Here is a 26,086-nt window from a genome sequence, read left to right on the forward strand (position 1 = left end):
ACTTGCCGAAGCCTCCTCGCTGTAAATTGTGTCAGTTTACGGCCATGTAACTGTAACGTACTTCCTTTTTTTCACGTGGCGCGCAAGATTCACCTCAATCTGGAGGTAACCGCCATGATGAAGAGAATTGCCGCGATCGTCTGTTTGATTTTTCTTGCGATGCCCTCGCTGGCAGAGAATCTTTCGCAGCAGGCACTTCAGAACCGTGCCATCGAGCGCCGCGCGGTTGAGGCCGTGATCTGGGGCATGCCGGCGGTCAATTATGACTTGATGCTCCAGGAGATGCTGACCACAACCAAAGCCGGACAGCACGAGATCGTTTATTGGGGCCGCGCGCTCGACTGGATGAATCAGACGCTCACGCCCAATCCCGACACGATATATTTCATGACCTTCTTCGATACGCATGATGGTCCCATCGTTATCGATGTGCCGGCTGCGGAAGAAGGTTCGCTCAACGGCAATATCGTCACCGCGTGGCAAATGCCGCTCGAAGATGTGGGCCTCCTCGGCGTGGACAAGGGCGCGGGTGGTAAGTTCGTCGTCCTGCCGCCAGGCTTTTTGGGGACCGTTCCGAAGGGCTTTACGCCGCTGCAATCGGACACCTTTGGCGGCTACGCGCTGGTAAGGTCGAACCTAGCCAGCCATAGCAGCGACGATGTCGACAAATCCGTCGCGTATGGCAAGAAGGTTAAGGTTTACCCGCTCTCAAAGGCAGACAACCCGTCACAGACGGTGTTCACCGACGCGCAGGATGTTCTCTTCGACTCCACCATCCGCTTCGATTCGACCTTCTTCGAGCACCTGAACCGTGTCGTGCAGAACGAACCGTGGCTTGCTCGCGACATGGCGATGATCGACACGCTCAAGTCGCTCGGCATCGAGAAAGGCAAACCCTTCAAGCCTGATGCCGAGACCCGGTCTCTGCTGGATGCCGGCGCAGTGGAGGCGAAAGCCTTTCTCGATGCGAAGTATGAAGCGGGATGGGAGCCGTTCTACGAAGGAACGCAATGGCGTCCGGCTGGCGTGCCGGCGCTCGCCAAGGCCGTTTCGAACGGATATGCCGACACGAGCCTTTATCCAACCGATGTCCGCGGCATGATTTATACGCTGGGCTACATCGGTATAAAGCGTCTCGGTGCCGGCCAGTTCTACCTGCTTGCGCCGAAGGATAAGGACGGCGAAAATCTCGATGGTGCGCGAAACTACAAGTTGACGGTACCCGCGAACGCTCCGGTCGACCAATATTGGTCTGTCACCGTCTACGACCGCCAGACGCACGGTCTGGTGAGAAACATGACGCGCGCAAGCAGGGCTTCCAACAATGCCGAGGTCCGGAAAAATCTCGACGGCTCCGTCGACCTGTACTTCGGCCCGACCCCGCCTGCGAGCAAGGAAGCAAACTGGGTGCCGACCGATCCGCTGCGGGAATTCGAACTGATGCTCCGCGCCTACGGCCCGAAGAAGGAGTTCTTCGAAAAGGCGTGGGTGCTGCCGGACGTCGAGAAGGTTGCCGAACAATAAACAGGGGGCGCAAATATCGCGGCGTCGGACGGCGCGCCGTAAAGCGTAAGGAGATGGGTTATGATCAACATGGGCTCGACGAGACGACCGCTGGCGATCTCCGCCATCGCGGCTCTCCTGTTCGCCAACACTGCCGTCGCGCAGGAGTACAAGTTCACGGGCGGCTATCCGACACCGGAAACCGTCGAGAAGGTCTACAACGAACTGGACCTCAACCGTGCGATTCATGCCTATCGCTTTTTCTATCCGACGGTGTCGAGCGCTGCGATCTACGAAGAAATGATCCGCGTTGGGGCAAAGCCCAACCAGACTTTTGGCTTTCTGGAAACCATGCCTAAGCATGTCGGTTTCACGCTTAACTCCGACACGCCCTATGGCGGCATGATACTCGACCTGAAGGATGGCCCACTTGTCATCGAAGTGCCTCCAGGTCCGCTGCTGGGTGCTGCCCTGGATATAAACCAGCGCTGGATCATTGACATGGGCTTGCCGGGCCCGGACGCCGGCAAGGGCGGCAAGCATCTTCTGCTCCCTCCCGGATATGAAGGCGAAGTCCCCGACGGATATTTTGTCGGTCGGGCCACATCCTATCGCGTCATCGCCGGCCTGCGCGCCATCCCTCAGGGGGGCGACGTCAAGGGTGCAGTCGAGCGCCTGAAGACCATCAAGGTGCATCCACTAAATCCCGCTGCCGGCTGGGTCGCCCCCACATGGTACGATCAGACACCCGAACCCCAGAACCAGACACCGACGGCGTGGGAGGCAAGTATAAAATTTTGGGAAGTGCTCCATACCGTCATCGAGAGCGAGCCGCCGTTGGAGGATTCGCGAAGCCAATATGGCGATCTAGCCGCGCTCGGCATCATGAAAGGCCAGCCCTTTGCTCCCGATGAACGTATCAAGGACATTCTGGTACAGGCGGCGAAGATGGCATCGGCACAGATGCGGGTGGAAGCACTCGCAGACCGTAGGCCGGATCGAGTTGTTTGGAATGACCGGCAATGGCAATGGGCGGCCTTGCGCTACGAGAACGGGACTTTCGACGCCAAGGACTACAGGGATAACTACGCCCTCGACAAATGGTTCTATCAGGCCATCGCCACGTCACCTGCCATGTTCCGGCGCGATCCCGCTGCCGGCTCACTCTACTGGCTTGGACTGACGGACAAGGCGGGGGCCTATCTGGACGGCGGCAAGACCTACAAGTTGACGGTCCCGCTACCGGTACCAAACAGACTGTTCTGGTCTATCACCGTTTACGATGCCCAGACGCGCAGTCAGATACAGACCGATCAGGAGAATGCGGCTTTGCGCTCCCTGTTTGAGTTGAAGGACCTACAGGGCGAGACGATCGATCTGTATTTCGGCCCCGAGCGACCGCCTGGCAGCGAAGGCCGTTGGATCAAGACGCTTCCGGGCAAAGGATGGTTCGTCTACTTCCGTATCTACGGTCCGCAGCCACTGGCATTTGACGGCTGGAAGCCAGGCGATTTCGAAACCATCAATTGACGCTGGTTTTCGAAGTTCAAACTCGAACCTGTGCACCTCGCGGCGAACAGGCGAATTGTGCCAGATCGATGGACATCTCACGATGCCTTTTTCATTTAGCTGAAATCTCCCTTTGGCGCGAAGCAGCCGTCCCGTTATGGCAGCAATCCTCGAAATTATCTAAGTATCTTGGTTAAGGTGCGGCGGGGACACCGCTGACCTTATACCGGCGGCTTCATCGCATCATCGATGCGCTTGACATTGGCATTGTTAAGGCAGAAGCCGCACTCGGCCGCGCATGCGCGGCCGTTTTGCGAGGATACGAGAGATGAAGACCAAGACGGCTGCCGCCAACGCCGGAAACCTGATCATGACCGGCGTCGTGCTGATGTTGCTCGGCGATCTGCTCTTTGCGCTGAACGATGCGATGGGCAAGTGGCTGGTCGCGAGCTTTGCCGTCGGCCAGGTGCTGGTGATCCGCTCGGTCGGCGCCTTCATCGTGCTCGGACCAATGATCCTGAGGCAAGGGCCGATGGCCTTGTTCCGCGTCGAGCAGAAGGGCCTGCAGTTCATCCGTGTTTTCATGGCGACCTGCGATGTCGCACTATTCTACGCTGCCGTCGCCTATCTGCCGCTCGCAGACGTCATGACCTTCTATATGGCCGGACCGATCTATATCGCGGCGCTTTCGCATTTCTTTCTCGGAGAGAAGATCGGCTGGCGCCGGTGGCTCGCCGTTCTGATCGGCTTTGCCGGCGTCGTCATCGCGTTGCGTCCGTCCACGGCGATGCTGTCGCTTCCATCGTTCTTCGGTCTTGCCGGCAGCCTTGCCTTTGCGCTGTCGCTGGTGATGAGCCGCTATCTGCGCTCGACCAGCGACACGACGCTGGTGACATGGCAGACGATCGCCGCGCTCGTCACCGGCATCGTCTTGAGCGTCGGCCACTGGCAGCCGGCAACGCTCATCGATTGGTCCGGCATGCTGCTGCTTGGCATCGTCGCCTCCTGTGCGCATCTGCTCATCACCCGCTCGCTGAAGCTCGCACCGGCATCACTGCTCGCGCCGCTGCAATATACGCTGCTGCTCTGGGCGATCGTCCTCGGCTACCTGTTGTTCAACGATGTTCCCGATACGCAGATCATCGTCGGCGCCGCAATCATCGTCGTTGCGGGGCTCTTCATCTTCCATCGGAAGAATCTGAAAGAGTCGGTTCCGACTGAGGCCGTCCCGCCCGACGGTCATTAAACGATCAAAATAGCAGGAACGTCATCTCGCCCTGCTTGCCGGTCGATCACCGTCCGACCGGTAACTGGAAGTTGACGCCGGCGAGGATCTGCCAACGAGGCGCACCCGGTCCGTCGTGCCAGACCGTATATTGAGGCTCGACGAAGGCATTCATCGTCACGCCCTTGTCGAGCTGGAACACTTTGCCGACGCCCGCGCCCATGGGGATGTAGGAGTGGCCATTCTCGAGATTGAAGTTCCACGTCGCCGACGAACGCAGATACCAGCCGTCCGACAGGTTGATGTTGAGGATCGGCTGGATGGTCAAAAGTCTCACATCCTCCCGGTCGTCCACGCCCGCGAAGGACGTCTGATAGGTCGCGAGGGCTCCGAGGAGGCCCCAGCTTTGAGGTGCGACAACGACGCCCGCCGCTCCGATCTGCCATTTGCCGCTTCCAAGGGACTCGTCCGTGGCTGTGGGAACGACGAGCAGCGGACCGGCGCCGAGGGTGACGTCTCCATGCTTCGGCAGGATGAAGAGATCCATCAGTGTGAGGTCCCCGAGCCCCGTGACATATCCGTTTGGAACGTCGGGGGACGTCGCGATCGGGAGTGTAAAGCGAAGAAGCTGCGGCAGCCCGAACATGTCCGACGGGATGAGGCCGCGCAGCAGGAATTGGTTCGCCTCGGGCTCTCCCGGCGTGTCGCTGAAGCTCGGAATATAATAGTCCTGAAGGTTGATGGTGATCTTCGGCGTGAGCGGGTTGTTGGCCTCGTTGACGGCGTCGTGCGCCTCCTGCGCACCGGCGGGGCAAGCCAATGCGAGCAGTAGCGGGAATGCTGGAGCATACGGGCGCACGGAAGCCTCCTCTATCGACCGCAGGCACTTCAGCACGAAACTGTCTTCGGCCGCAGGCTGTAACGGTTACCGTGATCCGGAAGGCGGGCGCTATCGTACGATTGTTACAGTAACATTCTCGATTTTTGCGGTTGACCGGCGCGAGAATGGACCGAGGCGCCTCGCGCTTCATTGCACGCCTCCTGTCCGAAAGGAACGCTTGCTCGCCATGGACACTGTCAGAGATGCCGCCCACCGCGGACTTTTGAAGCTGATGCTGCGGCTGCCGTCGTTGCGTGGCGAGCTTCAGCGCCTCTGGCCGAACGATCCGTCCTTCGAAGCTCTCTGCGAGGCTTATCAAGATGCGACCGCCACGCTGGAACGCCTTGTCCGGCGCCCCGGCGACGGAGAGGACGGGCTCGTCGAAGAGTACCGGGGCGTGTGCCAGGCGCTTGAGTCCGACGTTGTCCTCCGCTGCCGTTCACGCATGGCGCGGACACGGCCGGACCGGCATTCTTAACTTATCGTTCACCATGCAAGGGAACAGGATTGCAACTTTCAGTGACATGACGCATATTCGCGACAGCTTATGGACGGGCGGGCGTGAGGTGCGTAATGGCAGCGAACGGCGTGAGCAGCGGGGGCCAGGCGGTCTGTGAGAGCGAGGCAAGGTCGGAAGCGGAGCGGCTTCTGGCCGACCCACGGCTTCATGTCTCCGATCGCCATAGAGCGTTTCTCAGGTACATCGTCGACGCCGTTTTCGAAGGTCGCGGCGACGCGGTGAAGGCCTATTCCATCGCGATCGACGTCTTCAACCGGCCTCCGTCGTTCGATCCCTCATCCGATCCGATCGTGCGCATAGAGGCGACGCGCCTTCGTGAGACCTTGGCGAAATATTACGAGCAGCTCGGCAACGAGCCTGGCGCGCGCCTGGACATTCCCCGCGGACGATATGTTCCTGTCTTCGTCGAGCGGGAGCAGCCGCCATGCCAAGGCGACGATGTTTCCGATGTCGAAGAGGAGGTCGTCCCGGCAGCCGAAGACGCGACCGCTTCGTTAAGGTCCACCGTCAGCCGAAAGCCTTACGCTGCCCTCGCGCTGGCGGGCCTTGCCGCCATTGCCCTGGCCGGAGGCTACGCCGTCTTCCGCGCCGCGATGCCGGTGCCCTTGGATACACAAAAGCCGTTGGTCTCATTGTCGCTGAATGCGGCGCAGAAGGATACGGTGGCCGGAGAGGCGGTCATGGAAGATCTCGCCGTATCACTTGCGCGATTTGGGACCGTCCGTCTCAAGTCCGATGTCGGGGCGGCGAGGCCGGGCGTCGACCCGGCTGAGCAGACGACGTACGACGTCAGGATGCGCTATGGTGAGGATGCGACATCCGTCTCCCTGTGGTGGCAGGTTTCCGAAGCGTCCACAGGAGAGGCCGTCTGGACCGACCAGGATCGACGCCAAACCGGAACAGGGACGCGAGATGGTGCGATACGTGCGCTCGTCTACGGCGTGTCCCGCAGGATCGCGGGACCGGTCGGCGTCGTCAACACCATGGAGCTGCGGCGCAATCTGCCTGCCTCCACGACCGGCAACATCTGCGTGCTGAGGGGCGAATTCGCCGTCGAACAGCGGCATCTGGCCCCCTTGAAGGCGGCCCGCCCCTGCCTGGAGGCAACGATCGCCGCGGATCCCGCTGACGCCGACGCGATGGCGACACTTGCGCGCGTCTTCATGTGGACCGGTCGCACGACCGGCGACGATAGCTACTTCGGCCGCGGTCTCGACCTCGCGAACCGGGCTGCCACGGTCTCGCCCGCCTCGACAAGGGCGGCGCTCGCCCAGTTGGCGACGCAATACCAGGTCGGCCAGAACGACGCATCGATCGCAGCCGGCCGTCGCGGCGTCGCCCTGAACCCGGAAAATGCCGAACTTCTGGCCAAGCTGTCCATGGCCCTCTTCCTGAGCGGGCATTGGGAAGAGGGTGTCCGCCTTGCACAAGAGGCGACCGACCTTGTCGGCCAGACGATACGTGACGCGAATTTCGTCATGATCCTCGACGCCTACCGCCAAGGGCACTATGCCGAAGCGGTCTTCCTTGCCCGACAGGTCCCGGCAGCCGATACGCCGACGACCGTGTTGAAGCTGGCCGCGATCGCTCGCCTCGGTGACCGGCCGGTGACGGAGCAGGAGATAGCCGCAGCCCGTCAGCAGCATCCCGATCTCGACCGGACAGTCGCAGCCATGTTCTCCGGAGCGCGTTATGACAGCAGTCTCAAAGCTGCCCTTCGAACAGGCATTCTGGAAGCGGGCCTAAAATCGCCCGAACTCGCCAGCAATGGCTCGATGTAACAGTAACATCCTTGTCCGGCAGCCTTCGATGGCTTTCCTTCGATCTGTCCGCAGATTGCGGGTGATGATGTCGAGGGCCGCCACGATGCGCAAGCTGCTTGTCTTCTCAGTCGCCTCCACCTTTCTCGCAGGCGCGACTGTGACGCTGCTGCCTTCGCTGGCCTTCGCCGCCGAGGGCGGCGCCGGTTTTTATCTTCTTGGATCGAAGGGGCCCGCCGCGGCCATCACGCCGCCGCCCGGCGTCTTCTTCTCGAACGATATTTACTTCTACACGGGCGATCTCGGCGGCGGAAAAGTCCTGCCGACCGGCGGACGTCTGGCCGTCGGCGTGGAGGGCAAGGCAGTCATCGAGGTGCCGACCGTGCTCTGGATTCTTCCGGAAGATGTTGCGGGCGGTCACCTCGGGCTGTCGCTGACCGTCCCCGTCGGCTGGAAGAATACGGACGCCGATGTGACATTGGCGGGACCGCGAGGTGGGACAGCGTCCGGATCGATCTCCGATCCGGTCTTCACCGTGGGCGATCCGGTCATTGGCGCCCTGCTTGGCTGGGAGGCCGGGAATTTCCATTGGCAGACCAGCCTTCTGGTCAACGTTCCGATCGGCGACTATCAGGACGGCGAGATATCGAACATCGCCTTCCACCACTGGGGTGCGGACGTCTCGGCCGGCGTGACCTGGCTCGATCCGACGATCGGCCTCGACCTGTCGGCGGTGGTCGGCATGACGTTCAATGCCGAGAACCCCGCCACCGACTACCGCACGGGCAACGAGTTCCATGTCGAATGGGCCGCCGTCCAGCACTTCAACGAGCAGTTCGACGCCGGCCTGATCGGCTACTACTACGACCAGGTGAGCGGCGACAGCGGCGCCGGCGCCTCCGGCGATTTCAAGGGGCGCGTCGCGGCCATAGGCGCGACCATAGGCTGGACGTTCAAAGCGGGCGAAGTGCCGATATCGACCCGTCTCAAGTATTTTCACGAGTTCGCCGCCGAAAACCGCGCCGAGGGAGATGCCGTCTATCTGACGATCTCGATGCCCTTGTCGATCACCAAGCCGATGAACATTGCAGCACAATAAGGATCGACCATGCCCCGGGCGACATCGAGACCGGCGACAGCCTCCATCATGGCAAGTTCGCCGAAAGTCCCGGCATCGTCCAGCTCATCGGCCAGCGTCTGATGACCGGGCAAACGCTGACGGATTCCAACATTTCTCTCGGACAGGGCGTCGCCGCCGTCGTGGGCGGGACAGCGCGCACCGTCGGCACGATCGCAGGCGCTGCAGTTGCAGCACCACTTGTGATCATCGAACAGCCGGCAAGAAAGCGGCAGCCGACAGGAACGGAGCTGGAAGACAGTCTGCACAACGACCGCCAGTCGAAGCCCCTGACGCAATAGCCGGCTTGGGCGGGCGATTGTTACCTCCGGCCGACCTCGAAGTAACAGTTACAAGCTTACCACCTGGCTGGGCCTGAAGCAGTATCCCCGCCAAGTCATCCGATCAAAAAGCAGACCGAAATGTCGAACCGCAAGCAAAAAGGAAACCCGTGATGAGTACGCCCATCTATCGACGACTCCTTGCCGCCACGGCCGCCGTCGCGATGACTATGACCTCGGCCGCGATCGCACCCCCGGTATTCGCACAGCAGGCGGCAACAGCACCGGCCGCAGCCGATACCTCCAAGCCGAATATTCTTGTCATCTTCGGCGACGACATCGGGCAGACAAATATCAGCGCCTACTCCTTCGGTGTCGTCGGATTCAAGACGCCGAACATCGACAGCATCGCCAAATCAGGCATGATGTTCACGGATTACTATGCCGAGAACAGTTGCACGGCGGGCCGCTCGACCTTCATCACCGGCCAGACATGCCTGCGCACCGGTCTCTGCAAGGTTGGCGCACCCGGTGCTCCGGTCGGCCTGCAAGCCGGCGACATCACAATCGCCCAGGCGCTGAAGCCACTTGGCTATGCGACCGGCCAGTTCGGCAAAAACCATCTTGGCGACAGGGACGAATACCTGCCGACGAAGCACGGCTTCGACGAGTTCTTCGGCAATCTCTATCATCTGAACGCCGAAGAGGAACCCGAGGCACCCTATTGGCCGAAGGATGACGCCGAGTTTCTGAAAGCCTATTCGCCGCGCGGCGTCATCAAGGCGTCGGCAGACGGCAAGATAGAGGATAGCGGTCCGCTGACCAAGAAGCGGATGGAGACCATCGATGACGAGACCAGCTCTGCGGCGATGGACTTCATGGACCGTCAGGTGAAGGCGAAAAAGCCGTTCTTTACCTGGATGAACGCGACGCGCATGCACGTCTTTACGCACGTGCGGGAGTCGATGCGGGGCCAGAGCGGCATGGTCGGAAACGAATATGCCGATGGCATGGTCGAGCACGATGAGATGGTCGGAAAGATTTTGAAAAAGCTCGACGAACTCGGGATCGCCGACAACACCATCGTCGTCTACACCACCGACAACGGGCCGAACCAATGGTCTTGGCCGGACGCGGCGACGACGCCGTTCCGCAGCGAGAAGGATACCAATTGGGAGGGGGCGTTCCGCGTCCCGGCCATGGTGAAATGGCCGGGCCACATCCAGCCCGGCCAGGTTTCGAATGGAATGATATCCGGTCTCGACTGGTTCCCGACGCTGCTTGCGGCCGCGGGTGATCCCGACGTGAAAAGCCGCCTTCTGAGTGGCTGGAAGCCGGATGGAAGCGACAACAGCTTCCGCAACCATCTGGATGGCTATAACCAGCTCGACTACCTCACCGGCAAGACCGATAAGAGCGCCCGCAGCGACTTCTACTACTTCGACGACGACGGCGGGTTGGTGGCGACGCGCTACGACGACTGGAAGGTCGTCTTCAAGGAACAACCGGCTCCGGGCGGCTTTGCCGTCTGGCAGACTCCATTCGTCACCTGGCGTATTCCGAAGCTGTTCAACCTGCGGATGGATCCATACGAGCGCGCAGACACCGTTTCGGACCAATATAATGACTGGCTCACCCGCAACGACTATCTGCTCGTGAAAGGTCAGTTGCAGGGCGCTGCCTTCCTCGAAACCTTCGTCAAGTATCCGCCCAGCCAGCGGGTCGCCAGCTTCAACATCGAAGGCGTCCGCGCCGAGGTGGACAAGGCGATTGACCAGTCCTTCAAGGACCGCGGTATCGAGAAGTAGGCAACGCACCAAGGCGCGCAGGCGGCCTGCGCGCCCCTCTCCTTCTCACCGAGGCTCCCATGACGGCTCGCGACGACATCCTCGATCTCGGCACGCGTATCGGCCGGTCGATCATCGGTCAGGAGACCATGGTCGAGCGGCTCCTCCTCGGGCTGCTTGCCAATGGCCATCTGCTGGTCGAGGGACTTCCCGGTCTCGCAAAAACCAGAGCAATCAAGAGCCTGGCAAAGAACCTTGATTCAGAGCTTTCACGCGTTCAGTTCACGCCCGACCTGCTGCCGGCCGACATTACCGGCTCCGAGATCTACTTCAGCGAGGGCGGCAAGGGCGAATTCAGGTTCCAGCAGGGGCCGATTTTCGCCAATCTCATTCTGGCGGACGAGATCAACCGCGCGCCGGCCAAGGTGCAGTCCGCGCTGCTCGAAGCCATGGAGGAACGCCAGGTCACCGTTGGCGGCAAGAGCTATCCCCTGCCGCCGCTCTTCATGGTGATGGCGACCCAAAATCCCATCGAGCAGGAGGGCACCTACCCCCTGCCCGAAGCCCAGCTCGACCGCTTCCTCATGCATGTCGAAGTCGGCTATCCCGACGAGGCGTCGGAGGCAGCCATCATGCGGCTCAACCGCAATGAAGAAAACGAGGCGCATGGCGGCGCGAAGTCGCTGTCGCCGGAAAGGCTGAACCCACGGGCCGTATTCGACGCCCGCAAGGAGATCGGCGCTGTGACCGTTTCCGAACCCGTCGAGAAGTACATGGTGGCGCTCGTCTTCGCCACGCGTTATCCCGACCGCTACGACAAGGATCTCGCGACGCTGCTGCAGGTGGGCGCCAGCCCCCGCGGTGTGATCGGCCTCGACAAGGTTTCGCGATCCTATGCCTGGCTGAAGGGACGCGATTATGTCACCCCTGATGACGTCAAGGCGATCGTCCACGATGTTTTTCGCCACAGGCTGATCCTGTCCTACGAGGCGCATGCGTCGAACACCACGCCGGACAAGGTGATCGACCGCATCGTCGAACTGGTGGCGGTCTCATGAGCCATGCGGGCGTCTATGTTTCGACGGACGAACTGGTCGCGCTCGAAGCGAGAGCCCGAGATCTGAGCTTCGTCCAGAAGGCGCGCAGCCACCAGCAGCTTGCAGGCCGCATGCAATCGGCGATGCGCGGCCGGGGACTGATCTTCGAAGAACTTCGCGACTATCTGCCCGGTGACGACATCCGCTCCATCGACTGGCGCGTCACGGCGCGAACCAGCAGACCGGTGGTCCGCGTCTACTCCGAGGAAAAGGAGCGGCCCGCGCTGATCATCGTCGACCAGCGGATCAATATGTTCTTCGGCAGCAGGCGATCGATGAAATCGGTAACCGCAGCGGAAGCCGCGATGCTCTGCGCCTGGCGCATACTGGGTTCCGGCGACCGGGTCGGCGGCTTCGTCTTCGGCGAAAGCGCAACGAGCGAGGTCAAACCGCATCGCAGCCGCAATGCGGTGATTACCTTTGCGGAGAAAATCGCACGGCAGAACGCGAGCCTGCGCGCAGACAGCAAGGGCGAACCTGACCCGCAAGCGTTGGACAAGGTTTTGTCGGCGGTCGCAAATATCGCCCACCACGACCATCTCGTGGTCGTCGTCTCCGACTTCGACGGCCATACCGCGACGACACGAGACATCCTGCTGAGGCTCTCCATCCACAACGACGTGATCTGCCTGCTCGTCTACGACCCCTTTCTATTGGACCTGCCGACATCGGGCGACATCGTCGTCAGCGGCGGCGGCCCTCAGGCCGAGCTGGTTCTGCGAACAGCAAGCGTCCGATCGTCGATCGACGCGTTCGCACGCAACCGCGGCCGGGAGTTGAGAGCGTGGCAGCGTCAGCTCGGGCTTCCAATGCTGCCCATATCGGCCGCCGAGGAAACCGCTCCGCAGCTCAGACGTCTGCTGGAGCAGTCTGCGTGGCGGCAACGGAGGCGTTGATGGAGCCGGCAGCAAAGCTTGATCCGATGACGGACATGGCGCTGCGTTCGCTGCACGACATCATGGTTCCGGCGCCGGTCTCATGGTGGCCGCAGACCTGGGGCTGGGCTCTGCTGGCAGCCCTGCTTGCATTCGCCGTTCTCCTGGCGATCTTCCGGCGGATCAGGCGTTACCGCGCCAACGCCTACAGGCGCGAGGCCTTGACCTTGCTGGCAGGGATCTCTGACAGACTTCGACACCCCGCCACGCGCCCCGACGCCATAAAGGATCTCGCAGAAGTTCTGAAGCGCACAGCGCTGGCAGCCTGGCCGCGCGGTGAAGTCGCCTCCCTTTCCGGTAACGGCTGGGTTCGATTTCTCGACGCGCATGACGACGATGGGGCCGGAGACACGCTCGGACGCCTCCTGGACGACTTCGAATATCATGGCGCAGAGATCATCGCGGATCTGCCGTCGAATGTCTGCGGCGATCTCGTCATCGCCGCCCGCAAATGGATCGAGCAACATCATGTATCAGCTTGATCTGCCCTGGCTTCTGCTTGTGCTGCCGTTGCCGGTGCTGGTCTGGTGGCTGCTGCCGGCTCATCGGGAGACGTCCGCCTCTGTCAGACTGCCCTTCTTCTCGCAGGTCGCCGAAGCGGCTGGCGTTCGTCCGACGGAGGGATCGGTGGTGACACGCAGGACATGGCCACAGCTCTTCTGCGAGACCCTGGCCTGGGGCCTGGTGGTGCTCGCCCTCGCACGCCCGCAGTTCGTGGAGCCGCCGATCGAGAAGATCGAGCCGCAGCGCGATATCCTTCTCGCCCTCGACCTGTCGCAGTCGATGGATGCACGAGACTTCCCTGGCGCCGATGGCGCGCCCCTCGCCCGCGTCGAGGCCGTCAGGCAGGTGGTCGCCGACTTCGTCGAGAAAAGACCTGGCGATCGGATTGGCCTCGTCGTCTTCGGAGACGCGCCCTATCCGCTCTCACCCTTCACGATGGATCACCAACTCGTCCGGACGATGATCGCCGACACCGTTCCCGGGATGGCCGGACCGCGGACGTCGTTGGGAGACGCTCTTGGCCTTGCGATCAAGATGTTCGAGAAGATGACGCTGCCTGAGAAGGTGCTCATCGTTCTGACCGATGGCAACGACACGGCCAGCAGGATGCCGCCCCTGAAGGCGGCCGAGATCGCGAAATCGAAGGGCGTGATCGTCCACACCGTCGGCATCGGCGACCCAGCTGCAACGGGCGAGGACAAGCTGGACACGGCGACGCTGCAGAAGATCGCGGCGAGCACCGGCGGTCGCTACTTCTTCGGGGGCGATCAGTCGCAGCTGGCAGCGATCTACGAGGTGCTCGACCAGATCACGCCGGAGGATCAGAAGAACCTGTCCTGGCGGCCGCGGGTCGAGCTGTTCCACTGGCCGCTGCTGGCCGCCGTCGCATTGCTGGCGGCCTATTATCTCGCCTCAGGAACGGCGGCCGCATTCAGGCGGAGGGCGGCGGCATGATCGCGGATTTTCATTTCCTGCGTCCCTGGCTCCTGCTCCTTCTCGTGCTACCAGCCGCAATCCTCTGGCTGGTTTCACGCTCAGGCGACATCCGTGCACAATGGAAGGGCATGATCGCGCCGCATCTGCTCGACCGCCTCGTCGTCGACACTTCAGGGCGCTCACGCATGCGACCGTCCTGGTTGCTGGCCGCCGTCCTCGCCGCCGGGATCGCTGGAGCGGCAGGGCCGACATGGCAGCGCGAGCCGCCGCCCTTCGTCGAGGACACGGCGCCTCTCGTCATCGCCGTCGACCTGTCGCAGACAATGGACGCCATCGACGTGACCCCGTCTAGGCTGGAGCGGGCGAAACTCAAGATCAAGGACGTGATCGAGGCCAGACAGGGCGCGCGCACGGCGATCGTCGCCTATGCCGGCACCGCCCATCTGGTCCTGCCGCCGACCGAGGATGCGGCGCTGCTTGAAAGCTACTCCGAGGCATTGGCGACGCGCATCATGCCGATGCCGGGCAAGGAGACGGCAGCCGCGCTGCGGCTCGGGCAAAGCCTCCTGGACAAAGAAGGTGTCGTCGGAACGATCCTTCTGCTGACCGACGGAGTGGCAGCCGCTGCCGTGCAGACACTCAAGTCGAGCGGCGACGGCGTCGTCATTCTCGGGGTCGGCACTTCGGCGGGCGGGCCGGTCAAGACGCCGGATGGCGGATTTCTCTCGGATGCATCCGGCACACGCCTCTTTCCCAAGCTCGACGTCGCCGGGCTCGAGGCGATCGGCAATGAAACCGGGGCAGATGTCGCGACAATCACGGACGACGACGCTGATGTTCGCTGGATCATGCAGCGTATCCGCAGCAACTTCGCGCAGAAGCAGGAGACGGAGGGTGACCGCTGGCGCGATCTCGGCTGGTGGCTGGTCGTGCCGGTCGCGGTCGCGATGGCCCTGTCGTTCCGCAAGGGCTGGGTGGTACGGATCGCCACGCTGCTGCTCGCTCTGCGGATGCTGTCGCCGGGCAACGCCCATGCGGAGGGACTGATCGATATGTGGCTGACTTCCGATCAGCAGGGCCGCATTGCCTTCGAACGGGGCAACTACGACGAGGCCGCAGACCACTTCGTCGATCCGATGTGGAAGGGCGTCGCTCTCTATCGAGCCGGCAAATTCCAGCAGGCGGTCGATGCCTTTGCCTCCATCGATACGGCAGAGAGCTGGTACGACCAGGGAAATGCTCTTCTCCAGCTATCGAAGTTCGAGCAGGCTGTCGCGGCCTATCAGAAGGCTCTCGATAAACGAAGCGAATGGCCGGAGGCCGAGGCGAACCTCGCCGTCGCACGGCAACTCCTGAAGCAACAGAAGGAAAAGCAGGAAGAACAGCCCGAACAGCCGAGCGAGGATCCCGACAGCTTCCAGTTCGACGAGAAGGGAAAGGAGGGCAAGGAAGGTCAGATTGATATCGCCGAGCAGACTTCGGAGATGTGGATGAAGAACATCAATGTCAGCCCGGCGGACCTGATGGCCCGTAAGTTTTCCCTCGAAGCGAGGAGGCAGTCTCCGTGAGACTTCCAGCCACTCTTCTTTGGGCGTTCATATGCGGACAGGCCATCGCCGCCGAGCCCTTCGGACGCGCCGCCATCGAAGGCGCAGATGGGATTGTCCCCGGCCAGCAGGTCCACGTCGTCGTCGACATTTTCGCGCCGGAATTCTTCACGTCGCCGCCGCAATATCCGCTGTTCGAGGTCCCGGATGCCCTTGTCACGCTTCCCGACGATCGTGCCCAGAACCTCGTCCAGACGATCGCGGACGTCCAATATTCGGGAATACGCAGGAGCTACGTGATCGTCCCGGAAAAGACCGGATCCTTCGTGCTGCCCGAAATCGCGGTCGATCTTGGCTATTCGGCGAACGGAAGCGCGATCAAGGCGCAGCTGCATGTAGCCCTTCCCGCCTTCGAGGTCGTGGCCGCTCCCGACCAGACCGCCAGGCCCTTCGCCGCCCGCGACCTGACGGTAACCCAGTCCTTCGACAGAAGCCCGTCAACCTTGAAGGCCGGCGACGCTGTCGTGCGGACGATCGTCGCCTTTGCCGAGGACACGCAGGCCATGCTGATCCCGCCGGTCGATCTGGGACGGGCAGCCGGGGTCGCGCAATATCTGAAGCCGCCGTCACTGACGGACGGCGTCGAACAGCGCGGGATCGGCCGGAGCGTCGAGACCGGAAGTACCCGGACCGAAACGGTGGTCTACACGGCTTCGGCCGAAGGCAGCTTCCAGGCGCCGGCCGTTTCCTACCAATGGTTCGACCTCGATGCCCATGCCGGAGCGACGGCGACCCTTCCGGCCGTCGATATCGTCGTGGCGAAGGCGGCCTCAACCGAGCGCATCGATCCGAAATTCGATCCCCCTGGCGAAGATCAAGGAAAGAATGCTTGGCAGGTAGTGCTGTTATCATGCGCGGCCGTGCTCGCCTGCTTCGCGGCAATTGTCGCGTGGCAAAAGGGCTCGGCAATCCGCGCATGGGCGGAGCGGCGTCGAATGAGCCGCCGAAACTCTCCACGGAGAAGACTTCGCCGCCTTCGAACCATCATCAGGGTCGGGCCCGATCCGGCAATCTATCGGGCGCTTCAGGATTGGAGCGGAAGTCTCGGATTCCGGTCGGTTTCCGACTGGGCTGAAGCGCAGGGCAATCCCCGGCTTTCGGCACAGGTCACCATTCTCGAGCGGCGCCTTTTCCGGTCGCGCGACATGCAATTGGATCGCGGCAAGTTCGCCGACGCCATCACCTTGGCAGCGACGAACAAGGGACGAGCACGAAAATCCGCTCTGCCCGACCTCAATCCGGTGGCATGACGAACGTGTTGTTACGTCGAGTTAACAGTAACATTCTTTCCTGACAGCGCGCGGGAGCTAAGGTCGGGGACATCGGTTCTGGAGGCCGCGATGGCATTGGCATTCGACAGCGCGACAGAAGCCCGGCGCGAGTCCGAGGGCATGGTGTGGATTCCCGGCAGGACGTTCACGATGGGATCCGACCATCACTATCCGGAGGAGGCCCCGGCCCACCCGGTCAAGGTAGACGGCTTCTGGATGTCGCAGACGCCGGTTACCAACAGGCAATTCAAGCAATTCGTCGAGGCGACCGGATATGTCACCGTCGCGGAGAAAGCTCCCGATCCGAAGCACTATCCCGGTGCGAAGCCTGAGATGCTGAGGGCGGGGTCGCTGGTGTTCACGCAGCCGAAAGCCGTGAACGGCGCCGACATCTCCCAGTGGTGGACATTCAAGTTCGGTGCGAACTGGCGCCGCCCCCTCGGCGGCCTCAGCGATCTGCGCGGCAAGCTCGATCATCCGGTTGTGCACGTCGCCTACGCGGACGCCGCTGCCTATGCGGACTGGGCCAGCCTCGATTTGCCGACGGAGGCCGAATGGGAGCTTGCCGCCCGCGGCGGGCTTGATGACGCTGAATATGCATGGGGCGACGAGTTCGCGCCGGGCGGCGTCCCGATGGCAAACACCTGGAGCGGAACGTTCCCTACCCACGCGACGAAGCCGAAAGGCCAAGAACGCACCTCGGCTGTGCGATCGTTCCCGCCGACTGGCTTCGGCCTTTACGATATGATCGGCAACGTCTGGGAATGGACGAGCGACTACTGGTCGACCCGGCATCCCGAACCGGCGAAACACTCGTGCTGTATTCCGAGCAACCCGCGCGGCAGTGACGCCGAGGCAAGCTACGATCCGCGCCAGCCGGAAATCCGGATAGCGCGGCGGGTGCTGAAGGGCGGCTCCCATCTCTGCGCCCCAAACTACTGCAGACGCTACCGTCCTGCCGCTCGCCACGCCGAACCCGAGGATACTTCCACCAGCCATGTCGGATTCCGCTGCGTCAGGCGCATCGAAGGAGAAGCGAAATGAGAAGGCGTTTGCAGGCCTCCGATACCATGCTCGTATCGTTGCCGCTTGTCGGCGGCGAAGACCACGTCGCTCCCGCAAACCCTATCGCCATCTTCGGAGCAATGCCACTGACGCGCCGTTCAGTTCTGGCCAGTCTCTTTGCCGCTTATTTTTGCGTCTTTGCCGTGCAGCAAGGGTTCGCTCAGTCCGATCCGCTGGCTTCCTGGAATGATACCCCCACCAAGGCGGCCATCATTGATTTTGTCGCCCGTGTCACGACACCCGCCGGTCCCGAGTTCGTGCCTGAGGAAGAGCGCGTGGCGGTATTCGACATGGATGGAACACTCATTCCCGAAAAACCTGTTCCTGCGGCACTCATCCCGATCATCATCGATATCAAGGCCGCGATCACCGCAAAACCGATGCTCGCCGAAAAGCCTGGCATCCAGGCATTCTTACGCGGGGACGAGGCGGCACTCGCTGCTGCCGGCGAACAGGGCCTCAACGAGCTCATCGCGGCGGCAACGGACGGAAAGACCACGGAAGAGTTCTCTGCGGAGGTATTGCCGCTGATGGAGAAGACGCCGGAAAAGAGATTTGGCGTTCCCTACACGCGTGCTGTCTATCAGCCGATGCGTGAACTGCTCGCTTATCTTGAAGCCAACGGGTTCCAGAACTGGATCTGCAGCGGAAGTCCGATCCTGTTCACCCGGGCGGTTTCCGAAGCCATGCTCGGCATTCCGCCGCAGCGTGTCATGGGCAGTACCGCCGGCACTAGGCTTGACGAGCGTGGCGGCAAGACCGTGCTCGTCTTCGATGGCAGCGTCGATCACGTCAATGACCGCGAAGGCAAGCCGCCGACAATCAACCTTGCTCTCGGAATGCGTCCCGTCTTCGTCGCAGGCAATGAAGGTGGCGGTGGCGACATTGCGATGATGCGCTGGTCGAAAGACCGGAAAGGTCCGAGCTTCCAGCTTCTTATAAACCACGACGATGCGGACCGGGAATTCGCCTACGCTGAGCCTGGCGGCTACTCACTCAATGCAGCGAGCAAATATGGATTTCACGTCGTCAGCATGAAACAGGATTGGAAAGTGGTCGTCGCACCATAAAGCGGAATGCCGGGCTGTTCATCTTGGAACAATCTGGACGCTTGCACGCTACTCCCGAGCGTACAAACCTGGGAGATTGCAATGTCCATGACCCTCGAAGACCTATCCTCGCAACTGAAGAAGATCGATTTCTGCATGCTGTCGACAAATGCCGGGTCGGGCCGCATCTCGGCCCGACCGATGAGCAACAACGGCGACGTCGAATATGACGGGGATTCCTGGTTCTTTTCCTATGAGGACAGCAGGAAAATCACGGAGATCGAAGGCATCGACACCGTCTCCCTGACCTTCACGGCGCCTCCCAGCCTCCTCGGCAAGCCCGGGATTTTCATCGTTGTCGAGGGCGTCGCATCGCTGGTACGGGACAAGGCGGCACTCGAAGAACATTGGATCCCCGATCTCGAGCGGTGGTTTCCTGAAGGAGTGGACACCCCAGGGATCGTTCTTATCAAGGTTTCAGCGTCCTCCATCCGGTATTGGGATGGTGAGGAAAACGGCGAGGTCGCCCTGCCTGGCACAACGAGTTAAGCTAGTGGCATAAAAGGGTGCCCTACTCTGCGGACGGCTCCTCCCAGCCGAAGACGCTCCGGCCGCCGAAATCGGCGGATTGGCGAAATTCACCGGCGATGATTTCCTTGAGGTCGGGACCGGTCACGTAGTGTTCCAACTGCCTGGATTGGTCGTCCAGCCGCCGTAACGCCTGCAACTCCTCTTCACGCCCGAGCCTGCCCTTCTGCACCGCCGATTTCATCACGGCGATCGTCTCGTCATAGACCTTGAGCGGAACCGGAAAAGGATGACGGTCCTTGCCGCCATGGGCGATCGAGAAGCGCGCCGGATCGGAAAAGCGGCAGGGCGCGCCATGGACGACTTCCGCCACCATAGCCAGCGCCTTAACCGTGCGGGCGCCAACGCCTGGGACGAGCAGCAGCTCTTCGAAATCCGCCGGCCCGCGGTCGGCAGCGGCAGCGAGATTTCCATGCAAGCGCCGCATGTTGACGTCGCTCTCGCGGACATCGTGATGAGCAGGCATGATCAGGTGCGGCAGCATCGGCTGTTCGGCCAGTTCAGGCGCCGGCGCTTCGGCACGCTGCAAGGCGGCGGCTTCGCGGATGATCCGGTCGGGCCCGAGGGTCGCCAGCAGATCGAGCTAACCGCGCCGCGAGCGTTCGGCGCGCCGGTCGGCAAGATTGATGATCTCGCCCTGGCTCCTTCCCTCGATTGCCGCATGCGGCGAGTCGACGAAGCTCTCCAGCCCTTCGGACAGCCAGTGATAGCGCCGGGCCTGCCGCCTGTCGCCGTTCATGCCCTGCTGCACGACCACCCAATGGCCGTCATCGGCGACGATGAACCCGTGCAGATAAAGATCGAACCCATCCTGAAGGGCGGCGCTGTCGACCTTGGCAATAAGACGGCTCGTGGTCGCGAGCCCCTCCCCGTCGAGACCGACACGCTCGCCGATCGAGACGAGCTCCTGTGGGGTCTTGCGCGAATGCGCGCCGCGGCCGCCGCAGACATGCAGCCCGAGCTCTCCGGCGCGCGGCTTAAGCCCGCGCTTCAGCGCGCCGAGAACGCTGGTGGTGATACCGGAAGAATGCCAGTCCATGCCCATGACCGCGCCGAAGGACTGGAACCAGAAGGGATGCGCGAGCCTCCGCAGGAATTCGTCGCGGCCATAGTGATGGACGATCGCCTCAGTGATCAGCGTCCCCAACCGCGTCATCCGGTCGCCCAGCCAATGCGGTACGCGTCCCCCGTGAAGGGGAAGATCGGCGCTGCCTGCTCGTTGTGACATTTCGCATCCTTGCACTTCGTATCGCCGGCCCTACCAACCCGACCGCCTCATCTGGCGCCGCATGGAACCCAAAAATATTCCAAGCGTTTGCTCTCCCAGTTAGAGGCCGAGGCAATCATGACGACATTCGAAACCATCTTCAATAACCCGAGCTTGCCCCAGACAAAATCACAACGGCCGGGCGCCCGCCAAAAACAGGAGGGCAACGCCTTGTGTCTGGAAGGGAGCGCTGCCAAGGCGGCCTTCCTGATCAACGGCAACAGTTATTTCGCCGAGCTGGCGCGCGCATTGCGGCAGGCGCGGCGCACCATCTGGATCGTCGGGTGGGATTTCAATCCGGACATCCGGTTGGAACCCGATAAGTCCGACGAAACGCTGGCCGACCTGTTGCATGCTCTGGCAGCGGCAAATCCGAAACTCGAAATACGCATCCTCATCTGGGCACTCGGTCCCGTTTATTCCGGCAAGTCCCTGCAGCCGCTGCGGAAGAAGAACTTTCCCAGAAATGCGCAGATCGATCTGCGCTTCGAGCTTCAGCCGACATTGCGCGGCTGCCACCATCAGAAACTCGTCTCTATCGACGATGCCGTTGCCTTCATCGGCGGCATAGACCTGACGTCGCGCCGGTGGGACACCTGGCTCCACCGTGCCAAGGATAAATTGCGACGTGACCCCAAGGGCGTTTCCTATGATCCGCTGCACGACGTTCAGGCAATGGTCACGGGAGACGCTGCCAGGTTGATCGGCGATATCGCCAGGCGGCGCTGGGAAAACGCCACCAGTGAAAGCCACCTGCCGTTGGCCGAAGATGTCCCTTTTTCCTGGCCGGACGATCTCGCCGTTTCGATGAGGGAGATCGCGGTCAGCTTCGCGCTGACGGAGCCGTCGACCGCTTTTCGCTCCGGCATCAGCGACGGCATCGCCATGACATTGGATGTCATCGCCCGGGCGCGGCGGCAGCTTTACATCGAGGCGCAATATCTCGCCTCCTTCCGCGTCGCCGACGCCATTGCCGCGCGGCTGCAGGAGGAGAACGGGCCTGAAGTCGTCATCATCTGCACGCGCAGCTCTCACGGGCTGATCGAAAAGCTTGTCATGGGCGGCAATCGCGACCGGGTCATCCGCCGCCTCAAACGAGCCGATCGCGCCGATCGCCTGCGCGTCTACTATGCCGTCGTGCCCGGGCCAATCGTGCCCGGGCCAGTCACGCCGCAAGAGAGCGGCGACGTGGAGGTGCTCGTCCATTCCAAACTGATCATCGCCGATGACGAGCTGGTCCGCATCGGCTCCTCCAACCTCAACAATCGCTCGGAAGGGATGGATGGCGAATGCGACATGCTGTTCGAGGCCGGCAACAACGAGCATCGCCGCGCGATCGCGGACCTGCGCAATCGCCTGCTTTCGGAATATCTCGGAACCACACCGGAAAGCTTTGCCGCAGCCTTTATGCAAAGCGGCTCGTTGATCGGGGCGGTCGACGCGCTCAATGACGGGCCTCGGGGTTTACGGGAATTCACCGTCGAGCTGTCGGGCAGCATTTCACCGATTTTTGGCACGGCGATCTTCGACCCGGTTCGACCCTTCGCGCCCCTAGACCGACTGGGCTTCGGCGCGCTCGTCCGCCTCCTCATCCGCCCCGCGTGAGGTCCGTCGGAAAACGACCTCGCTGATGACGAGAAGCGTCGTGCCGAGCGCCAGCGGAATGAAGAAATAGGCGCAGCGAAACGCAATCAACGCGCCGATCGACGCCTCCTTCGGCACGACATAGGAGACCGTCGCCTCGAGCACGCCGAGACCTCCCGGAACATGCGTTGCGAGGATCGCCGAATTGGCAAGCACGTAAGCCGTCACCGACCTGAAGAAGGCAACGTCGCCGAAGGCCGAGAGCATCTGGTGCAGGCAGGCGGAGACGAGCATGAAATTGATCGTCCCGACCGCAACCTGTGCGACCGCGATCGAAAATGGCGGCAACTGAAACGACCAGCGCCACAGCCGCAACGTGCCGCGGATGAAAAACGCCAGGCCCACATAGACCGCCGGCACGACCAGCGCCAGCAAACCGAAGATGCGGACGCTGGCAGGATCGATGCGCAGCAGGCGCCCGGCATCGCCGGGATTGACGATCATGGCGATGCCGCCAAGTGTGATCAGCCCGAGCCCCACCGTGACACCACAAAACAGGATGATCTTCGCCACGTCCTCCGCCGTCAGCCCCCAGCGCGAATAGAAACGATAGCGAAAGGCGCCGCTGCTGAGGCCCGCAAAGCCGATATTGTGGCCGAGCGAAAGACTGATGAAGGACACCAGCGCAATCCTGGAATAGGGCAAGGATTTGCCGAGCGAACGGATTGCCAGGAGATCGAAGCAGCTTAGGCACAGATAGGACGCCGCAGCAAAGAGAAGTGCAGTGCAAAAGGTCGAAAGAGGTATGCTGCGAACCGATTGGACGATCTGATCGAGGCTATATTGTTGGAAGATTCGATAGAGGAGAAAGACCGCAAGACAAAGGGCAGCAACGAGCAGTCCATTCCATATCATGCTTTTGAAGCTCATCGATTGTCCTCAGGAGTGCGAGCGCGATGGTTCGATAATCGGGAACGATCAAACGAGTTTTGTGTTCCCTGGAGACCAAGTTCTATGTTCTCCGGGGGAACTTCTATGTTCTCCCCGGGGGGAACGAGCCAGCAGGGCCTATGCCGGATCAATCAATCAAAATCCTGACCTATAATGTGCACAGTTGTATCGGCGGCGACCGGAAGCTCGATCCCGGCCGCATCGCTTCTGTCATCGCCGAGGCTGAGGCTGATATCGTCGCTCTTCAGGAGGTCGATGTCCTCCGGCGCAGGACCGGCGGCGTCGACCAGGCCCATGCTATCGCCTCGCTTTTGAAGATGCAGGCTCATTTCCATCCGGCGCTGTCGATTGCCGAGGAGCAGTATGGCGATGCGATCATCACTTCGCTGCCGACAGGCGCGGTCAAGGTCGGACCATTGCCATCCATCGGCGAACAGCGCGGCGCCATTTCCGTCGAAATAGTGGTCGGCGACAGAAAACTGCTGGTCGTCAACACCCATCTCGGCCTTCGCGGCCGCGAGCGCATCCGGCAGATGACGACATTGCTGAACCCCGGCTGGCTGCGCGGCACGGCGGATGAACCTCTTCCGACCATCCTCTGCGGCGATTTCAACGCCATTCCGTCATCGGCGACTTACCGACTTGCCGCGCGGTCGTTGAAAGACGCCCAGCTCGCAGGCAGCGCCGCGCCGAGAGCGACCTTTCCCTCGCGCTACCCGCTGATGCGCCTCGACCACATCTTCGTCACTGACGATCTCATCGTCAAACAGGCGGCGGTCCTCGAAAACCGCCTGACAAGGATTGCCTCGGACCACCTGCCTCTGCTCGCGGAAATCGGCTTCGCCTGATCCGTCGTCTGACGGCTTTCACCGGGCAAGCTTCCGGTTCATCGCCGCCGCCACCAACGGTAGCGCCGTCGTCGCCACGGCTCCCAGCGGCAAACGCATGATGCCCCTCGTGACGACGAAGGTCGCCGCCATTGCACCTGCCAGCTTGAGCCAAGGCTGATTGCCGAGCTGCGCATGGGCGCTGGCATCGGCCCATCGGACGTTCTCCGTCACGACGGTCGCGGCCTGATGTTGGATCACATGAAGGCGAGCGCGGAGGTTTTCGAGCTCTTCTCGCAGTTCTTGCAGACGGCCTTCCAGGACATGACCTTCGTAGATCGGGAGAGGCTCCTCGACGGTGTCTCCAACGAAAGCATGACCACCGAGCGTCGCAATATATGCCCGATATTCGGCCTCGCTGGCGAAACCCTCACGTCTGATAAGATCAGGGTTGATGCTCGCCTCTTCGAAGGAGGCCTGCGCGGTTTCCACACCGTCGCGCATATCCTTGTTTGTGCCGGTGTCCCCGAGTTCGTCCTTGAACATGATGCGTCTCCAGTTGTTCCTGGCGATAGAACGCTCGACGGCTCAGAAGGATGCATCGGCCTCCGCTCCTGCCTTCATCTTCGCGACGCGCTGAAACGCTCCGGCCGAAAGTCCGCCAGCAGCGGATGGCGGTGTCCGGTGGCGATCTCGTCCGCCAGCAGTTCGCCGGCAATCAGGCCGAGAGTGGCGCCGCTATGGCTGAAAGCGACGAAATAACCCGAGATCGACGGCAGTTCGCCGAAGACGGGCTCGCCGTCGCCTGGGATGGGCTTCGGGCCGACGCCATAATCTTCGATCTCCAGCGCCGGATTGCCCTCGAGAACCCTGGAGGCCTCACGCAGCAGCCCCTCCAACGTCGATTGCCTGACATCATAGCTGCCGTCGGGCCTTACGCTGACCTCTTCCTCGGACCAGGCAGAATCGAGCGCGAAGCCGCCGTTGGGCGTGGGGCGGATGGCGATGCGAGGGGTGTTGAGTACGGCCTTCAGCGGATGGCGGATCGGCTTGGTCCGCACGAGAAGCGCGACAGGTGTTGCGTCCTCGATATGCTGGCCGACCTCGGCCACGATTGCGGGAACGTCGCCGCCGGCAGCAAGCAGCACGGCATCCGCATCCCGGCGCATGCCGTCCGCCGTGATCACGCCACGGGCACGCCCGCCTTCGACATCGACCGTCGCGCGACCCGCGTCCGTGACGATCTCGCCGCACAGCGTGCGGAATTCCTCCGCGAGCCTACCGATCAAGGACGGAAGATCGACCCAGCCCTCCCCGGGGTTGAAGATCGCGCCTTGCCGAGTCACCGCGCTTGCGTCGACACCCGGCGTCGCCGCGGCAATTCTCTCCGGGGCGAACCATTGCGCGTGATAGCCGAGATCGCGCTCATAGTCGAAGATTTCGGCGATCTCGTTGGCGGCGTCGTCCGCATCCCAGGTAACGCCGCCGTCGAATCGCAGCCACGGCGCATCGGGATACCGGACGGCCAGCGTGCGGTAGCGATCTATGCCGGCCAACCGCAGCCGATGATAGGCGTCGGTGCGTTTACGCGCCGAGTTGAGCCAGGCGAGCGAACGGCCGGAGGCGCCGTTGGCGAGCGGGCCGTCATTGATGAGCACGGTGCGGACCCCGAGCCGTGCCAGATGGACAGCGGTCGAGACGCCAAAGATCCCGCCTCCGATGACGACGACCTTCGACGGTTTGATGGAAGCATTCATGTCGATAACCTTGTTTTTCTACTCTTGCTAGATCGAATGAAATCCGGCACGCCCGGCGTGAGGACG

General features: G+C 62.0%; 22 protein-coding genes and 2 pseudogenes. 19 read left to right on the forward strand and 5 right to left on the reverse strand.

The window, feature by feature from the left end:
- Positions 1–75: 75 nt before the first annotated feature.
- From HX899_RS07180 to HX899_RS07190, 3 genes are all read left to right on the forward strand, one after another.
- Positions 76–1,524: a DUF1254 domain-containing protein gene (locus tag HX899_RS07180; RefSeq protein ID WP_407073869.1), complete on the forward strand. Its 1,449-nt coding sequence runs from the start codon at positions 76–78 to the stop codon at positions 1,522–1,524.
- A 60-nt stretch (positions 1,525–1,584) separates the two neighbouring features.
- Entirely contained in the window at positions 1,585–3,033 is a 1,449-nt protein-coding gene (locus tag HX899_RS07185; protein ID WP_246697073.1) for a DUF1254 domain-containing protein, read from the forward strand.
- Positions 3,034–3,340: 307 nt separating this feature from the next.
- Entirely contained in the window at positions 3,341–4,258 is a 918-nt protein-coding gene (locus tag HX899_RS07190) for a DMT family transporter (protein ID WP_181291995.1), read from the forward strand.
- Between the two features lie 46 nt (positions 4,259–4,304).
- On the opposite strand, the gene HX899_RS07195 is transcribed toward HX899_RS07190, so the two are convergent.
- Positions 4,305–5,096 carry a hypothetical protein gene (locus HX899_RS07195; RefSeq protein WP_181291996.1) on the reverse strand — a complete coding sequence of 264 codons (792 nt, stop codon included), beginning with the start codon at positions 5,094–5,096 and terminating at the stop codon, positions 4,305–4,307.
- A 208-nt stretch (positions 5,097–5,304) separates the two neighbouring features.
- Here HX899_RS07195 and HX899_RS07200 point away from each other — a divergent pair, with 208 nt between their 5' ends.
- From HX899_RS07200 to HX899_RS07265, 14 genes and pseudogenes are all read left to right on the forward strand, one after another.
- A complete protein-coding gene (locus tag HX899_RS07200) occupies positions 5,305–5,595 on the forward strand; it encodes a hypothetical protein (protein ID WP_180195526.1) in 291 nt (96 codons plus the stop codon).
- Between the two features lie 95 nt (positions 5,596–5,690).
- Positions 5,691–7,418, forward strand: coding sequence for a hypothetical protein (locus HX899_RS07205; protein WP_181291997.1), 1,728 nt, complete (start codon positions 5,691–5,693; stop codon positions 7,416–7,418).
- A gap of 85 nt (positions 7,419–7,503) precedes the next feature.
- Positions 7,504–8,496: a transporter gene (locus HX899_RS07210; RefSeq protein ID WP_181291998.1), complete on the forward strand. Its 993-nt coding sequence runs from the start codon at positions 7,504–7,506 to the stop codon at positions 8,494–8,496.
- 23 nt (positions 8,497–8,519) lie between these two features.
- Positions 8,520–8,816: pseudogene (locus tag HX899_RS07215) on the forward strand (esterase); the annotation flags it as partial.
- Positions 8,817–8,968: 152 nt separating this feature from the next.
- Positions 8,969–10,603, forward strand: coding sequence for an arylsulfatase (locus tag HX899_RS07220; protein ID WP_181291999.1), 1,635 nt, complete (start codon positions 8,969–8,971; stop codon positions 10,601–10,603).
- 59 nt (positions 10,604–10,662) lie between these two features.
- On the forward strand, positions 10,663–11,640 hold the full coding sequence (locus HX899_RS07225) for a MoxR family ATPase (protein ID WP_181292000.1): 978 nt from the start codon (positions 10,663–10,665) through the stop codon (positions 11,638–11,640).
- Entirely contained in the window at positions 11,637–12,575 is a 939-nt protein-coding gene (locus HX899_RS07230) for a DUF58 domain-containing protein (protein WP_181292001.1), read from the forward strand. Before HX899_RS07225 ends, HX899_RS07230 begins: the two co-directional genes overlap by 4 nt.
- Complete coding sequence (locus tag HX899_RS07235; protein ID WP_181292002.1) at positions 12,575–13,096, forward strand: DUF4381 domain-containing protein; 522 nt, start codon at positions 12,575–12,577, stop codon at positions 13,094–13,096. The genes HX899_RS07230 and HX899_RS07235 overlap by 1 nt, the downstream gene beginning before the upstream one ends.
- Positions 13,083–14,072, forward strand: a complete 990-nt coding sequence (locus HX899_RS07240) for a VWA domain-containing protein (protein WP_181292003.1) — start codon at positions 13,083–13,085, stop codon at positions 14,070–14,072. Before HX899_RS07235 ends, HX899_RS07240 begins: the two co-directional genes overlap by 14 nt.
- The gene (locus tag HX899_RS07245) at positions 14,069–15,622 is read left to right on the forward strand and encodes a VWA domain-containing protein (protein WP_181292004.1); all 1,554 of its coding nucleotides are present in this window, start codon (positions 14,069–14,071) and stop codon (positions 15,620–15,622) included. Before HX899_RS07240 ends, HX899_RS07245 begins: the two co-directional genes overlap by 4 nt.
- On the forward strand, positions 15,619–16,911 hold the full coding sequence (locus HX899_RS07250; protein WP_181292005.1) for a BatD family protein: 1,293 nt from the start codon (positions 15,619–15,621) through the stop codon (positions 16,909–16,911). The genes HX899_RS07245 and HX899_RS07250 overlap by 4 nt, the downstream gene beginning before the upstream one ends.
- Before the next feature lie 90 nt (positions 16,912–17,001).
- Positions 17,002–17,976, forward strand: a complete 975-nt coding sequence (locus HX899_RS07255) for a formylglycine-generating enzyme family protein (protein WP_181292006.1) — start codon at positions 17,002–17,004, stop codon at positions 17,974–17,976.
- A complete protein-coding gene (locus HX899_RS07260) occupies positions 17,973–19,067 on the forward strand; it encodes an HAD family phosphatase (RefSeq protein WP_181292007.1) in 1,095 nt (364 codons plus the stop codon). The genes HX899_RS07255 and HX899_RS07260 overlap by 4 nt, the downstream gene beginning before the upstream one ends.
- Positions 19,068–19,148: 81 nt before the next feature.
- Positions 19,149–19,595, forward strand: coding sequence for a pyridoxamine 5'-phosphate oxidase family protein (locus HX899_RS07265; RefSeq protein ID WP_181292008.1), 447 nt, complete (start codon positions 19,149–19,151; stop codon positions 19,593–19,595).
- Between the two features lie 22 nt (positions 19,596–19,617).
- Here HX899_RS07265 and HX899_RS07270 read toward each other — a convergent pair.
- Positions 19,618–20,862: pseudogene (locus HX899_RS07270) on the reverse strand (DUF763 domain-containing protein).
- A 117-nt stretch (positions 20,863–20,979) separates the two neighbouring features.
- On the opposite strand from HX899_RS07270, the gene HX899_RS07275 reads away from it, so the two are divergent.
- The gene (locus HX899_RS07275) at positions 20,980–22,506 is read left to right on the forward strand and encodes a phospholipase D-like domain-containing protein (RefSeq protein WP_181292009.1); all 1,527 of its coding nucleotides are present in this window, start codon (positions 20,980–20,982) and stop codon (positions 22,504–22,506) included.
- On the opposite strand, the gene HX899_RS07280 is transcribed toward HX899_RS07275, so the two are convergent.
- A complete protein-coding gene (locus HX899_RS07280; RefSeq protein WP_181292010.1) occupies positions 22,453–23,415 on the reverse strand; it encodes a lysylphosphatidylglycerol synthase domain-containing protein in 963 nt (320 codons plus the stop codon). The genes HX899_RS07275 and HX899_RS07280 overlap by 54 nt on opposite strands.
- Positions 23,416–23,555: 140 nt before the next feature.
- Between HX899_RS07280 and HX899_RS07285 the strand changes: the two genes are divergently transcribed.
- Positions 23,556–24,284, forward strand: a complete 729-nt coding sequence (locus HX899_RS07285) for an endonuclease/exonuclease/phosphatase family protein (protein WP_181292011.1) — start codon at positions 23,556–23,558, stop codon at positions 24,282–24,284.
- Positions 24,285–24,302: 18 nt separating this feature from the next.
- Here HX899_RS07285 and HX899_RS07290 read toward each other — a convergent pair whose 3' ends face one another.
- Together HX899_RS07290 and HX899_RS07295 are read right to left on the reverse strand one after the other, a co-directional pair.
- Positions 24,303–24,809: a hypothetical protein gene (locus tag HX899_RS07290; protein ID WP_138388799.1), complete on the reverse strand. Its 507-nt coding sequence runs from the start codon at positions 24,807–24,809 to the stop codon at positions 24,303–24,305.
- Between the two features lie 74 nt (positions 24,810–24,883).
- Positions 24,884–26,020 carry an FAD-binding oxidoreductase gene (locus HX899_RS07295; protein ID WP_181292012.1) on the reverse strand — a complete coding sequence of 379 codons (1,137 nt, stop codon included), beginning with the start codon at positions 26,018–26,020 and terminating at the stop codon, positions 24,884–24,886.
- Positions 26,021–26,086: the final 66 nt, after the last annotated feature.

This window comes from Rhizobium sp. WYCCWR 11146 (assembly GCF_013591995.1).
Classification (GTDB): Bacteria; Pseudomonadota; Alphaproteobacteria; order Rhizobiales; family Rhizobiaceae; genus Rhizobium; species Rhizobium indicum.